Origin of the sequence: Alcaligenes sp. 1735tsa3 (assembly GCF_024134565.1) — a bacterium.
GTDB lineage: Bacteria > Pseudomonadota > Gammaproteobacteria > Burkholderiales > Burkholderiaceae_B > Alcaligenes > Alcaligenes phenolicus.
Genome location: NZ_CP099862.1, coordinates 1,180,254 through 1,192,500 on the forward strand (window position 1 = coordinate 1,180,254; position 12,247 = coordinate 1,192,500).

Consider the following 12,247-nt stretch of genomic DNA (forward strand, 5'->3'; position numbering starts at 1 on the left):
TAAAAACTAGGGTAAGGACTCGTCTGCGACGATGTCCTCTGCCACCAGGCCCCATAAGAACAGGCTGGGTGTGCCAGCGCCTTCCAGACTGCCCTCTATCTGCTGAAGAACGGACATGACGGCACTGCGATTGCTGACTGCCTCAAACGCTTCCCGAGTGATAGGCGTAAACCAGCCTTTTTTGAGCACCGCTACCGCCATTGCCAGCGCGACGGAAAACACATGCTGGCCCAGCATGGGGACCTGAACCGTCTCGCCTGCGCGATTGTGCACATCAAACATCTGCTCTTCATCAGGCAGTGCTGCACCCAGGCGCCAGGCCAATGCCAGCCCGAAGGCTTCGGGAATCATCACGCAAAGCTTGGTCGCACGGACTTCAGACAGGCCGCTGGCTTGCAGTTGAGCGATGCACTCCTCAATGCTTTGATCCTTTGCCAGTACAGGAATGGCTTCTAGTACCCGTGTTTCTGCTTGTTCGTGGTTCATGGAGTATGTTTTATGAAAGGGGCATTCTTGGACATTGGAAAATGTCTGTTTTCATGTTCTTGTGACGTCGGGAAGCGGAGTAGTGGGTCTTACGGGCCAACAACTTAGGACAGGTTTCAGTCATTGCTTGCCACGGTGGAGTTTTGAGCTAGGTGCTGCACAGTAGCAGGCACGGGGCACGACATTGTATAAAGTCGCAGCATCATAAGCTTGGACTTCAATTTCGCGTCGTTCTCCGTTCTACATCAAGGCTTTTTGGCATCGTACGTTTGACGTGATTCCTGTATACGCGGAAGGTTCTCTTTGACCCACACATTGATGCCTTTCAGCGCATCGAGCATGTTTTTCCCCATCTCCGTCAGTTCGTATTCCACACGTGGGGGCACCTCGGGAAAATAATGGCGTTCTACCAAGCCATCTCGTTCCAGGTTTCGCAGTGTCAGCGTCAGCATGCGCTGTGTGATTCCTTCTACCTCACGCTTGATTTCGGAAAATCGCAGTCTACGATCACCCGCGATGGCAAGGCGCCAGATGACCTGCACGGTCCACTTGTCACCGAGTCGCGTGCAGATTCCATTCAAGGGAATCGGCTGGAAGGATGAGTCGCTGTCGGGCTTCTCCTTGAGAGAATCCGACTCTGCTGGATCTATGGGTTTCATTTTTGTGCCTGAGGTTCAAAAAAGTGCCGTCTTCCGCAATTCAGATATCGAGGAAAGAATACGACATTCTCTTTTTTTTCGAGCTGAATCATGAACAAAGTACATCGTCCCATTCTGGTTTTCGGAGCCACAGGCCGGCAAGGTGGATCGGTGGCCAAAGCACTCCTGGAGGCTCACTGGCCTGTCCGCGCCTTTGTGCAATCTCCATCCAAACCGGCTTCAATCGCTCTGCGGGAAGCAGGCGCTGAACTCGTGCAAGGGTCATTGGACGATGCCAATCTTAGCGCGTCGGCCATGAAGGATGTGTATGGCGTATTTAGCGTGATGCCTGCGAACCTATCAGCAGAAGAGGAGGTTTGTTATGGCACACGTCTTGCTGATCTGGCGGCAAAAAATGGCGTCGAGCATTTCATCTATTCCTCGGGGGCTAGCGCTGGGGACAAACTGACAGGTGTTGCGCGCTTTGATGCCAAGCCTCTTATTGAGGCACATATTCGCGAACTGCCGCTGACTGCAACCATCATCCGTCCCATGATCTTCATGGAGATGCTTGTGCGGCCGGGCTTTGGCCTGGAGGAAGGGCGGTTGGTTTCTCTGATACACCGTGATCATTCGATCCAACTCACTGCGGTGCAAGACATAGGGAAAGTCGTTGCCGCCCTGTTTGCGGACAGGGCACGTTTTGCCGGGATGACCTTGAAGATCGCCAGTGATCGTGTGACCGGCCAGGAGCTGGAGGCCGCCTTTTCTGAAGCCGCAGGTCGCTCTATCACTTATGCCCGATTCCCTGATGAAGTATTAGCTGCCAACGTCGATTTGGGGCATATGGCGTCTAGTCTGGAGGATGGCCCTCTTGCAGAACAGATGGACCTCGGTCTGATGCGAGAAATCAATCCTGAACTTGTCTCGCTGCGTTCTTGGCTGATGGGAGAAGGGCGTGAAAAGCTGGAAGAAGCGTTGCGCAGAAAACAGCCAAAAGCGCTACCAAGAACCCTGCTTTCAGATCCTGTTACAAGGCTAATTTAATTATTTAAATATAAAGCTCTCCCGCTTGGAACGCAGGGTAATCCCCATCTCTCCACGCATTGACGCGTCAAATTCGGCTCATTACCATCACAACATACAACTATGTATGTTCTAAAACCACTTGTGTTTGGTGATCCACATGACAACAGAAAAAACTTTGCCGCGAGTAATGCGTTTTGACGATTTGGTCTTTCAGCCCAGACAGGAAAAACCGGAGATGGCGCAGTTGGCGGAAATCGTGGGTGAGGAAGATGGGACGCCTTTGGGGGCGGGGTATGCGCGCTTGAACCAGGCCCGCATCGAATGGACCGTGCTGTATGACGAGGTCGTGACGGTGATCGAGGGCAGCATGCGCATTCATACGCCGCAGGGCATTCTGGAAGCCGGTCCACGTGATTGTGTGTGGTTGCCAGCGGGCACGCCCCTGATCTATGAAGCAGAATCTGCTCTGATCCATTACTGCCTGCATCCCAGCAACTGGGCCAGCGCACGGACGACGGCATGAGCATCAAGAGAATTACGCGTCTGCCGGAGAACGACAAGACCAATGGGTGGAGTCGGCTCCTGGCTCCCCGTACGCCCAAGCCCGCTCTGGCCAAAGACGTGCAGGCTGATTGGGTGATTGTCGGCGGTGGCCTGGCCGGTTTGGCGGCTGCCCGTCGCCTGGCAGAGAATCGTCCCGGTGACAGCATCGTGGTGCTGGAGGCCGATCTAGTGGGCGAGGGCGCTCAAGGCCGAAACTCCGGCTTTGCGATTGATAGCCCTCATAACGTCGGCAGTTCCATGGGCGAACTGGACGCCGCCCGCTCGCATGTGCGCCTGGCGCGTACCGCGATTGCTTATTTAAGAACCCAGGTCGAGCGTTACGGTATCGAGTGCGACTGGAGCCCCATCGGGAAATTCCACGCAGCGGTTTCGGAGGAAGGCGTACGCACAACCTTGAAGCCTACGCTGCAAGTGCTGGAGTCCTTGAAGGAACCGCATGAGTGGCTGGACGGCAAAGCCTTGCACGACAAGTTGGGGTTCACGCATTTCCGCACAGGCATTTACACCCCCGGTACGGTGTTGCTGAACCCGGCGGGTCTATCGCGTGGTCTGGCCGACAATATGCCTTCCAACGTCACCGTCTACGAAAAAACGCCCGTGCTGTCCTTGCAGCAAGACGACGGTGTCACGCTGGAAACCCCCGGTGGCAAGGTTCGTGCAGGCAAGATGATTCTGGCCGTGAATGTGTTCGCCGAGCAGTTCGGTTTTTACAGCGGCAAGCTGATGCCGATGGCGGCTCATGCAAGCCTGACCCGTTGCCTGACAGAAAGCGAGCAGCGCGAATTGGGTGGTTTGCCCAGCTGGGGTTTGACGCCCGCCAATGCCTTTGTGGGCATCACCATGCGTCGCACCAATGACCAACGCATTCTGATCCGCCAGCACATGACTTACGCGCCCAATTTGCGCAGTGATGATGAAAGCCGCCGCCGCGTGCGCATTGAGCACAAAACCCTGTTTGACGAGCGTTTCCCGAATCTGAAGAACGTGGAGATGGAACACACCTGGACCGGCTTTATCTGCCTGTCCCGTAATGGTTCCCCAGGCTTTGGGCAGGTGGCACCGCATGTGTATTCCGCGGTGTGTCAGAACGGGGTGGGTCTGACCAAGGGCACGATTTCCGGCATGTTGGTCGCCGATCTGGCTTGCGGTGTGGACAATCCCTTGATTGCCGATATGCAGGCTTTGGGGCAACCCGATGCCTTGCCGCCACGTCCGTTTCTGGATGTGGGTGTCCGGGCCCGTTTGGGCTGGGAGTTATGGCGGCACCGGGCGGAAGCCTGATAGCCGAAGTTTGAACAATAAATTTAAAAGACATACCCAGGAGGAGTTATGAAGCTTTTGAGCAAGACCTTGCTGACGGTGATGTTCAGCCTGAGCGCGGCCACCGTGTCCGCACAGACCATGCGCATTGCCACGGACTCGGGCGCGCAAGGCTCGCCTAGCGGTGATGCAATCGAGAAATGGGCTGCGCTGATCAAAGAGGGTACGCAAGGCGCGGTGTCGCCACGCGTTTTCTATCAAAACCAGTTGGGTGGTCAGGAAGAGGTGTTCGACCAGCATGTAGCCGGTGATGTGCAGTTGATGCTGAACTGGCCCATGACTTCCTACGACAAGCGCATTGCGGTGATCTACACGCCCTACATGTTCACCACCTGGGAAGAAGCCTTGGCCGCGTACCAGCCCGGTGGCTGGTTGAATGAAACGCTGGACGGTATCTACAAAGAGAACGGCTTGAAGTTCTTTGGTGCCTGGCCTGAAGGATTCAATGGCGTCGCCACTAAAGGCAAACATGCGGTGACGGTAGAGGACGCCAGGAACATCAAGGTACGTGTCCCCCCAATCTCCATGATGCAGCAGTCCGTGCAAGCCATGGGTTATCAGACGGCAGCCATTGACTGGGGCGAAGTGTTTACGTCAATTCAGACCGGCGTGGTGGATGGCGATGCAGCCAACGTCATTTATTACGACTACGAATATTTCCGCGACACGCTGGATTACTACGTGCGCAGCAAGCAGCAGTTCATTACCGGTGTGCTGTCCATGAACCTGGAAGCCTGGGAAGCCTTGACGCCCGAGCAGCAGGAAGTGATCCAGACCTCGGCCATCACCATCATGCAAGATCAGTTTTCCAAGGCCCAGGTAGCGGACGCGGCCATTGTGGAGAAGTGGAAAGCGCTGGGTAAAACCTACCTTGAGCTCGACAAGGATCAACTGGCTGCTTTGGGCACCCATGTGCGTGCCAAGGTCTGGCCTGCGATGCACGCTGAAGTGGGCGACAGCATCATGGCCCATATCGAGAAAAACGCCTCGGCTCTCAAGTGAACACCTTGGAACAAGGGAGTATGAATGTGAGTGAGGACCTTCTGATCAAGCGAGGGCCGACCCTGATCGCCCTGGAATGGCTGGCCATTGCGTCCAGCGTTGTGGTGGCGGCAGGTTTGGCCTATGTGGTGGCCGCACGTTATTACCTGAATTGGCCGGCAGCCGGTGTGCACACCATTGTGATGGTGGCGGCGATCTGGCTGTATATGACGGGGGCCTTGATTGCCAGCCAGTCCCGTCAGCATCTGGTGGTGGATTACCTGTCGCATCGTTTGAAGACCCCAGGGGCGCGTGCTATCCATCGTTTCATCGTGTCCGTACTGGTGCTGATCATTGTGGTGGCTTTTGCCTATTGGACCTTGCGCATGTTCATGTGGGGTTCCCGGTTCTCGACCACGATGGCTGAGCTGGGAATTCCTGTCTGGGTGCCGCAAGCTGCTATTGGTCTGAACGCCGCCGGTAGCCTGATGTATGCCTTGCGCGATGTTTATCAGTCTTTGATGGCCTTGCGCCATGGGGGCCATTGATTATGCATGCTGGATTTTCTGTTCTCTTGCTCTTGTTTCTGCTGGGTGTCGGGGTGCCGGTGGCCTGGTCCTTTGCGGGCACGCTGCTGATGTTGACGCTGGTGTATGACGTCAACTTGAACACCTTGATGCTGCAAGGTTTCCGTTCCTTGAACTCTCTGGTTCTGCTGGCTTTGCCTTTGTTCATCATGGCGGGATACTTGATGCAGGCAGGCGGGATTGCGCACCGTTTGGTGGGTTTTGCCGAAATGCTGGTCAAGAATCGTCGTGGTGGCATGGGGGCCAGCATGGTGCTGGCTTCCGGGGTGTTCGGGGCGATTTCGGGTACGGCCTCGGCGGCGGTGGCGTCCATTGGCACCATTCTGGTCGATCCCATGGAGCAGCGCGGTTATCCGCGTCAGTACTCGGCGGCCTTGCTGGGGATTTCCTCTTTGCTGGGGATTCTGATTCCGCCGTCCATCACCATGATTCTGTTCGCGGTGGTGACGCAGCAGTCGGTAGTGGCGTGTTTTGCAGCCACGATCGGGCCAGGGATTCTGTTGATGGTCGGGCTGACGCTGTTCAACTATGTGGTGGCTGGACGCTGGTTCAAGGAGTTGCCTGCACAGCCTGCTGATGAGCAATCCCGTCGTTCTTCCCTCAAGACCTTGCTTTATGCTGTGCCCGCCTTGTGTATTCCCGCCTTGATTCTGGGTGGTATTTACGGGGGCGTATTCACACCCACGGAAGCTGCGGCGGTGGCGGTTGTGCTGGTGATTGGCATCGGCTGTTTTGTGTATCGTGAACTGACCCTGCGCAAGCTGCGTGACAGCTTCGTACGTACGGCAGAGACTACGGGCACCGTTATCCTGATCTTGCTGTTCTCCTTTCTGATCGGCCGTATTTTGGTTGCGCAAGGCGTGCCACAGGACCTGACCGCCTTTGTGACGGGTCTGGTGGATAGCCCCATCGGCATTCTCTTGATGGTCAATGTGTTCCTGATTCTGGTGGGCATGATTATTGACGATGTGTCCTTGACCGTGGTGGTGGCTCCCTTGCTGCTGCCTTTGGTAGGCGTGGCCGATGTCAATCCGATACAGTTTGCCGCGATTGTGGCGTGTGCGGTGATTGTGGGTTCCAACAGCCCGCCGATGGCACCTGTGCTGTACATGTCCTGCCGTATCAGCAAGGTGACGGTACATCGTTCCTTTGGCCCGGCCATCGCCATGATCGTGTTTGTGGCTATTCCGATTCAATTGATCACCACCTTCGTGCCCGCTGTTTCCTTGGCGTTTCCACGAATGCTGGGCCTGTTATAAGAGGAGCGCCGGTATACTTTGGCGACTAAAGCGACTCTACAAGCAGGCGATATGAGCGATAAGGAATTGATTGAACGTGTGGCCCAGGCCGGCGCGCTGACCGAGCCCAATGTGCATTTGACGCGGGCGGACTGGCTGGAGGCGGCCATTCGCCTGTTTATGCAGGAAGGCGTGGAGGCGGTGCGCATCACTCGTCTGGCGCAGGTCATGGCCGTCACGCGAGGCAGTTTTTATTGGCATTTCAAGGACAGGGACGATCTGCTGGATGGGTTGGTCGGTTTCTGGGAACAAAAGAATATGCGCTCCACCATGTTGGCGCTGGAGAATGTGGACAATCTGCAAGATGGCATGTTGTCCCTGTTCTCCACTTGGCTGGATGTGTCCCGTTTTGAGCCGGGCCTGGATATGGCCATGCGGGATTGGGCAAGGCGCTCCGAGCGAGTGCGTCAGGCCGTCGCGCGGGCGGACAAGGCCTGCATGAATGCCTTGGCCAATTTCTTTCAGCGCATGGGTGTGGAAGAGATTGAAGCCCAGACCCGAGCCCGGACGACGTATTTTTGTCAGATTGGCTATTACCTGATTGGCCTGCAGGAAGAGCTGGAAGACCGCATGGTGTATCTGGACGACACTATGAAGATTCTGGGAGGCCAGCCCCTGGACCCAGCCAAGGCCAAGGCTTTTGCAGAGCGTATGTATAGCGTGCAAAAGGACAATGCCAAGAAGGTGGGGTGATATTCAGGAGGCTCTGGAGCCTGTGGGGGCGGGGTGTGTTTAGATGGCTGCAGGCTAAGGAGCTACCTGACTTGTCGTTACTGTTTTGATGAGCAGGGCAGAGCAGACTGGTAAGGAATATCAGCTTGAAGCCGGAAAACTAAAAAGGCCGAATCCTGTATGGGATTCGGCCTTTTTTTGACTGCGTTCTGTGAGACGTTTTATTGTCGCTTCACAAAAGCAGCCTGTGTTTTATGCTGCTTTGCCTAAAGGTTTAGAACCAGTTAATCGGGTTCCAGTAGTTAACCTTGGCATCCAGACCGTCCTTGAAGTAGGTGGAGTCCGGGAAGTTCTGATCCATCACGCGTTTGGTGGTGTCACGCAGCTCGGTTTGACCCATCTTGTCGTAGGACAGGTACATCAAGTACAGCGCGCGTTCAGCAATAGGCACGCCCTTGAAGTCCGTAATCACGGTTTGCGCACGGTTCACAGCAGCCACGTAAGCGCCACGCTTGTAGTAGTACTCGGCTACGTGCACTTCGTTCTGGGCGATGGTGCTGACCAGCCAGGTCAAACGCTTGGCGGCATCCGGTGCGTAACGGCTATTGGGGTAGCGTTGCAGCAGATCGTTAAAGGCTTCGTAGGATTCGCGCAGACCTTTGGGGTCACGCTCGCTGGGGTCCTGTTGGGTAATGTTGGACAGGGCAGCGCTAGGAGGCGTAAAGGAGATCAGCCCTTTCAGGTACAGCATGTAGTCGGTACCGGGGTGGCTGGGGTATTGCTTCTGGAAGCGGTCGATAGCGGCCAGGGCTTTGGCAGGCTCTTCGTCTTTCCAGTTGATATAGGCTTGGTCGATCAGCGATTGCTGTGCGTAAGTGCCAAAGGGGTAGCGGGACTCGACGGCTTCCAGGCGGGTACGCGCGTCTTTCCAGTTGCCGGCGGACATTTCTTCACGGGCGTCTTTATACAGGCGCTCGGCGGTCCAACCCGAGGTAGGGTCAACTTCTTTTTTGGTAGTGCCGCAGCCAGCAAGCAAAGTGGCAGCCAGCATTAATGCGGCTACGTGGGCCAGCTTGGTACCACGAATACGTGGCAAGTTCAGGTTCAGGCGAGTCACAAAAGCGTCCTTGGTGTTAGCATTGCTGCTCAATTATATGATTTGTCGCCATGCCTGACACAGATACTGAAAAAGATAGTGTTGTTTCTTCCGACGCACTGCGTTTTATCCTTCCCATCACTGCGTCTCCCGACCGTCTGGACAAGACCTTAGCGCGTTTACTGCCACAGCATTCGCGCAGCCGTCTACAGTCCTGGGTCGAGAGTGGGCATGTTCTCGTCAACGGCCAGGCCGTCAAGGTCAAGCATACGGTTTACCCCGGTGATACCGTGCTGGTCTGGGAGCAACAGGCCCCAGAAGACATGGCCTTCGAACCCGATGACGTGGACTTCGAGATTGTGGCTCAAAGCGACTCCTGGCTGGTGGTTAACAAGCCAGTGGGTCTGGTCACGCATCCTGGCGCGGGTAACTGGCGTGGCACTTTGCTCAATGGTTTGCTGTTTCGCTTCCCCAATCTGCGTCAGGTACCCCGTGCCGGTGTTGTACACCGGTTGGACAAAGACACTTCCGGCTTGCTGGTCGTGGCCCGCACGGAAGTCGCACAAACTCATTTTGTCCGACAACTGCAAGAGCGTAGCATGGGACGCCAGTATCTGGCGTTGGTCCATGGCGTCTTGCCGGGCCAGGGCTCGGTCGATGAGCCGATTGGACGCGATTTGCGCGTGCCAGTGCGCATGAGTACTGGGCCGTCCGTCGCTCCCAAGCATGCTGTAACGCATTATCAAATGTTGCGTCAGGGTTATGCAGGCGAGGAAGCGGTGACCGAGGTGGCTTGCCGACTGGAGACAGGGCGTACCCACCAGATTCGTGTCCACCTGAGCTCAATCAAGCATCCTCTGCTGGCCGATACCTTATATGGTGGCCGCGTTGTCGCGGGGGCGCAGCGCCAAATGCTGCATGCCCATGTGCTGGAGTTTGATGATCCCGATACGGGCGAGCGCCGTCGCTTCTCGGCGGAGCCACCGTCTGACTATCAGTCTGTTGCAGAGGCGATTGAATGGCACACTCAAAGCTGATTCCTGGTGTTAGCGGCCCCGAACAAGCGGGGCTGCTTTATTTCTGTACGACTCGGGCTGGGGGCGTCAGCCAGGACGAGCGTGACAGCCTGAATCTGGGCCTGAATACCGGCGACGATCCGGAGCGGGTGCAGGTAAATCGCCAGCGGCTGGCGGACTTCCTGGCTTCGGAGCCAGTCTGGCTGGCACAGGTACACGGCACAGATGTGCTGGATGCAGATCAGGATGTGTTGCCTGCCGTGCCCAGAGAGTTTGATGCTGCCATCACTACACGCCGGGATCGTACCCTGGCCATTCTGACCGCCGATTGCCTGCCGGTGGTGATCTGGGACGAGCAATCTCAGGTATTGGGTGTGGCCCATGCCGGTTGGCGTGGTCTGCAAGCCGGAGTCCTGGAGCGTACCTGGCAGGCGATGGCCGCCCGTTGTCCCCAGGCGCAATCCTGGCAAGCCTGGATTGGTCCGGCAATCAGTCAGGAGCACTTCGAAGTCGGGCAGGAGGTCTTTGATGCCTATGTTCAGGATGAGCCGGAATTGGCCGCCTTTTTTATTCAGGGAAAGCGTCCTGGAAAATGGCAGGCGGATTTGCCCGGTATTGCCCGCCACCGTTTGGAAAAATTAAGCCCTGGAAAAATGACCGTGCACTTAAGTGGCTTGTGTACGTTTCAAGAGAATGGATTGTTTTATTCCTACCGCCGCTCGCCCTTGACCGGCCGACAAGCCACCATTGCTCGCTTGAACCTGCTTTAACGGTTTTTTGATCGTATTAAATACGATATGGAATCTTTAATTCCGTCTATTGGCGTGCCAGCCTAATTAATTACCCCAATTGACTGCTTTTGTTACGAACGTCATGCTCTAAGCGTATTTGCAATTCGTTTACAGGTGGCAGATGTCGAGTAACAACAGAGCTTTTCAAGGTTTTGGCAAACCGATCGATGCCACCCGCTGTGCTGAACTGCAAGCTCGTTATATGCAACAGTGGCAGGAGTTGTGGGACCAGGCCCAGCGCGGTGCCTTGCCACCTCCCCAGGATCGCCGGTTTGCGGATGCCGCCTGGCAGAGCAATCCCACCGCCTTGTTCAATGCCCATATCTGGCAGCTTAGCGTTCAGGCCATGAACGAGATGCTGGACTCGATGGAGCTGGAAGCCGCGCAGCGTGAGCGCCTGAGCTTTTCCATGATGCAGTGGGCTGAGGCCATGTCGCCCAGCAACTATTTGATGCTCAACCCCCAGGCCCTGCAAACCATGATGGATACGGGCGGCCAGTCCGTGCTGGAAGGGATGTCCAATTTTATGGACGACTGGCAAAAAGGCCGTCTGACACAAACGGATGAAAGCCAGTTTCAACTGGGGCAAAACGTGGGTACCACCCCCGGTGCCGTGGTGTTCCAGAACGATATTTTTCAACTGATTCAATACGCACCTACTACCAGCATGGTCCATGCCGTGCCCTTGCTGATCGTGCCGCCTTGCATTAACAAGTTCTACATTCTGGACCTGCAGCCGGAGAATTCCTTTGTACGCCACGCTCTGGATCAGGGGCTGACGGTATATCTGATGTCCTGGCGCAATCCCCAGCCGAATGACGCGGCCCATATCCATGCACTGAGTTGGCAGGATTATCTGGAGCAGGGCGTGCTGGAGGCGATTCGTGTCAGCCAGGAGCTGTCGGGCCAGGAAAAAATCAATACGCTGGGCTTTTGTATCGGTGGCACCTTGCTGGCCAGCGCTTTGGCACTGGCACGCGATAAAGGTCAGGACCCAGCCGCTTCCATGACCTTGCTGACCACCATGTTGGATTTCACCGACGTGGGCATGCTGAATGTCTTTATCGACGAAGCACAGGTTGCGTTTCGGGAATGGCAGTTGGGGCAGGGCGGATTGCTCAATGCCCGTGAGCTGGCCAGTACCTTTTCTTTCCTGCGCCCCGCCGAGCTGGTTTGGAACTATGTGAACAGTAACTACTTGCAGGGTAAAAAACCACCTGCCTTTGACTTGCTGTACTGGAACTCCGACGGCACCCATTTGCCCGGTCCTTTCTTTACCTGGTATTTGCGCAACACCTATCTGGAAAATCGTCTGGTTCAAAAAGGTGGTGTCCCCGTGGGGGCGCACCGCGCCGATCTGAGCCAACTGGATTTGCCTGTGTACCTGTATGGCTCCAAAGAAGACCATATCGTGCCCTGGCAGTCGGCCTATGCGTCCTTGCAGGCACTGCCTGCGGCTCAGCATCGTTTTGTGCTGGGAGCTTCGGGCCATATCGCAGGCGTGATCAATCCGCCTGCCAAGCAGCGCCGTAATTACTGGGTGCTGCAAGATGGCGAGCCAGTCGCCACGCTGGATGCCCAGCAGTATATGGAGCGGGCTCAGTCCGTACCTGGTAGCTGGTGGTCCGATTGGATTGCGTGGCTTGCACCCTTGTCGGGTACGCGGCGTCGCGCAAAACGTCGTCTGGGCCATGCGCGTTATCCCGTGCTGGAGGATGCGCCCGGCAGTTATGTGAAAGTGCGCGCCAGTTAATTTTCAATTTTTCAGG

General features: G+C 56.0%; 13 protein-coding genes. 10 read left to right on the forward strand and 3 right to left on the reverse strand.

Going from position 1 to position 12,247, the window contains the following annotated elements; genetic code table 11:
* Window positions 1-6 precede the first annotated feature (6 nt).
* Window positions 7-486, reverse strand: coding sequence for a hypothetical protein (locus NIZ92_RS05355; RefSeq protein ID WP_083054000.1), 480 nt, complete (start codon window positions 484-486; stop codon window positions 7-9).
* Window positions 487-731: 245 nt separating this feature from the next.
* The gene (locus NIZ92_RS05360; protein WP_063693539.1) at window positions 732-1,145 is read right to left on the reverse strand and encodes a helix-turn-helix domain-containing protein; all 414 of its coding nucleotides are present in this window, start codon (window positions 1,143-1,145) and stop codon (window positions 732-734) included.
* Between the two features lie 90 nt (window positions 1,146-1,235).
* Here NIZ92_RS05360 and NIZ92_RS05365 point away from each other — a divergent pair, with 90 nt between their 5' ends.
* The 7 genes from NIZ92_RS05365 (at window position 1,236) to NIZ92_RS05395 (ending at window position 7,596) form a co-directional block, all read left to right on the forward strand.
* Window positions 1,236-2,171: an NmrA/HSCARG family protein gene (locus tag NIZ92_RS05365; protein ID WP_254002823.1), complete on the forward strand. Its 936-nt coding sequence runs from the start codon at window positions 1,236-1,238 to the stop codon at window positions 2,169-2,171.
* Between the two features lie 139 nt (window positions 2,172-2,310).
* The gene (locus NIZ92_RS05370; RefSeq protein WP_235332468.1) at window positions 2,311-2,676 is read left to right on the forward strand and encodes an ethanolamine utilization protein EutQ; all 366 of its coding nucleotides are present in this window, start codon (window positions 2,311-2,313) and stop codon (window positions 2,674-2,676) included.
* On the forward strand, window positions 2,673-3,998 hold the full coding sequence (locus NIZ92_RS05375; RefSeq protein WP_115634082.1) for an FAD-binding oxidoreductase: 1,326 nt from the start codon (window positions 2,673-2,675) through the stop codon (window positions 3,996-3,998). Before NIZ92_RS05370 ends, NIZ92_RS05375 begins: the two co-directional genes overlap by 4 nt.
* 48 nt (window positions 3,999-4,046) lie before the next feature.
* Window positions 4,047-5,039: a TRAP transporter substrate-binding protein DctP gene (gene dctP / locus NIZ92_RS05380; protein ID WP_035270797.1), complete on the forward strand. Its 993-nt coding sequence runs from the start codon at window positions 4,047-4,049 to the stop codon at window positions 5,037-5,039.
* A gap of 20 nt (window positions 5,040-5,059) precedes the next feature.
* Window positions 5,060-5,566, forward strand: a complete 507-nt coding sequence (locus tag NIZ92_RS05385) for a TRAP transporter small permease (RefSeq protein ID WP_251196112.1) — start codon at window positions 5,060-5,062, stop codon at window positions 5,564-5,566.
* A 2-nt stretch (window positions 5,567-5,568) separates the two neighbouring features.
* Window positions 5,569-6,864, forward strand: coding sequence for a TRAP transporter large permease (locus NIZ92_RS05390; protein WP_035270793.1), 1,296 nt, complete (start codon window positions 5,569-5,571; stop codon window positions 6,862-6,864).
* 51 nt (window positions 6,865-6,915) lie between these two features.
* The gene (locus NIZ92_RS05395; protein ID WP_051316344.1) at window positions 6,916-7,596 is read left to right on the forward strand and encodes a TetR/AcrR family transcriptional regulator; all 681 of its coding nucleotides are present in this window, start codon (window positions 6,916-6,918) and stop codon (window positions 7,594-7,596) included.
* Between the two features lie 253 nt (window positions 7,597-7,849).
* On the opposite strand, the gene NIZ92_RS05400 is transcribed toward NIZ92_RS05395, so the two are convergent.
* Window positions 7,850-8,647: an outer membrane protein assembly factor BamD gene (locus tag NIZ92_RS05400; RefSeq protein WP_170978632.1), complete on the reverse strand. Its 798-nt coding sequence runs from the start codon at window positions 8,645-8,647 to the stop codon at window positions 7,850-7,852.
* Between the two features lie 95 nt (window positions 8,648-8,742).
* On the opposite strand from NIZ92_RS05400, the gene NIZ92_RS05405 reads away from it, so the two are divergent.
* The 3 genes from NIZ92_RS05405 to phaC all read left to right on the forward strand — a co-directional run bounded on the left by NIZ92_RS05405 (window position 8,743) and on the right by phaC (window position 12,231).
* Window positions 8,743-9,708, forward strand: coding sequence for an RluA family pseudouridine synthase (locus tag NIZ92_RS05405; protein WP_026484310.1), 966 nt, complete (start codon window positions 8,743-8,745; stop codon window positions 9,706-9,708).
* Window positions 9,690-10,457 (forward strand): peptidoglycan editing factor PgeF, encoded by a 768-nt coding sequence (pgeF, locus tag NIZ92_RS05410; protein WP_254002824.1) that lies wholly within the window; start codon window positions 9,690-9,692, stop codon window positions 10,455-10,457. The genes NIZ92_RS05405 and pgeF overlap by 19 nt, the downstream gene beginning before the upstream one ends.
* Window positions 10,458-10,599: 142 nt before the next feature.
* On the forward strand, window positions 10,600-12,231 hold the full coding sequence (gene phaC / locus NIZ92_RS05415) for an alpha/beta hydrolase (protein ID WP_060185736.1): 1,632 nt from the start codon (window positions 10,600-10,602) through the stop codon (window positions 12,229-12,231).
* Window positions 12,232-12,247 lie beyond the last annotated feature (16 nt).

What these genes read in the sequence shown, in the direction of transcription:
- NIZ92_RS05390 (WP_035270793.1), top strand. Translation starts at nt 5,569, where the DNA reads ATGCATGCTGGATTTTCTGTTCTCTTGCTCTTGTTTCTGCTGGGTGTC.
- NIZ92_RS05365 (WP_254002823.1), top strand. Translation starts at nt 1,236, where the DNA reads ATGAACAAAGTACATCGTCCCATTCTGGTTTTCGGAGCCACAGGCCGG.
- NIZ92_RS05375 (WP_115634082.1), top strand. Translation starts at nt 2,673, where the DNA reads ATGAGCATCAAGAGAATTACGCGTCTGCCGGAGAACGACAAGACCAAT.
- NIZ92_RS05360 (WP_063693539.1), bottom strand. Translation starts at nt 1,145, where the DNA reads ATGAAACCCATAGATCCAGCAGAGTCGGATTCTCTCAAGGAGAAGCCC.
- pgeF (WP_254002824.1), top strand. Translation starts at nt 9,690, where the DNA reads ATGGCACACTCAAAGCTGATTCCTGGTGTTAGCGGCCCCGAACAAGCG.
- NIZ92_RS05355 (WP_083054000.1), bottom strand. Translation starts at nt 486, where the DNA reads ATGAACCACGAACAAGCAGAAACACGGGTACTAGAAGCCATTCCTGTA.
- phaC (WP_060185736.1), top strand. Translation starts at nt 10,600, where the DNA reads ATGTCGAGTAACAACAGAGCTTTTCAAGGTTTTGGCAAACCGATCGAT.
- NIZ92_RS05370 (WP_235332468.1), top strand. Translation starts at nt 2,311, where the DNA reads ATGACAACAGAAAAAACTTTGCCGCGAGTAATGCGTTTTGACGATTTG.
- NIZ92_RS05405 (WP_026484310.1), top strand. Translation starts at nt 8,743, where the DNA reads ATGCCTGACACAGATACTGAAAAAGATAGTGTTGTTTCTTCCGACGCA.
- dctP (WP_035270797.1), top strand. Translation starts at nt 4,047, where the DNA reads ATGAAGCTTTTGAGCAAGACCTTGCTGACGGTGATGTTCAGCCTGAGC.
- NIZ92_RS05385 (WP_251196112.1), top strand. Translation starts at nt 5,060, where the DNA reads ATGAATGTGAGTGAGGACCTTCTGATCAAGCGAGGGCCGACCCTGATC.
- NIZ92_RS05395 (WP_051316344.1), top strand. Translation starts at nt 6,916, where the DNA reads ATGAGCGATAAGGAATTGATTGAACGTGTGGCCCAGGCCGGCGCGCTG.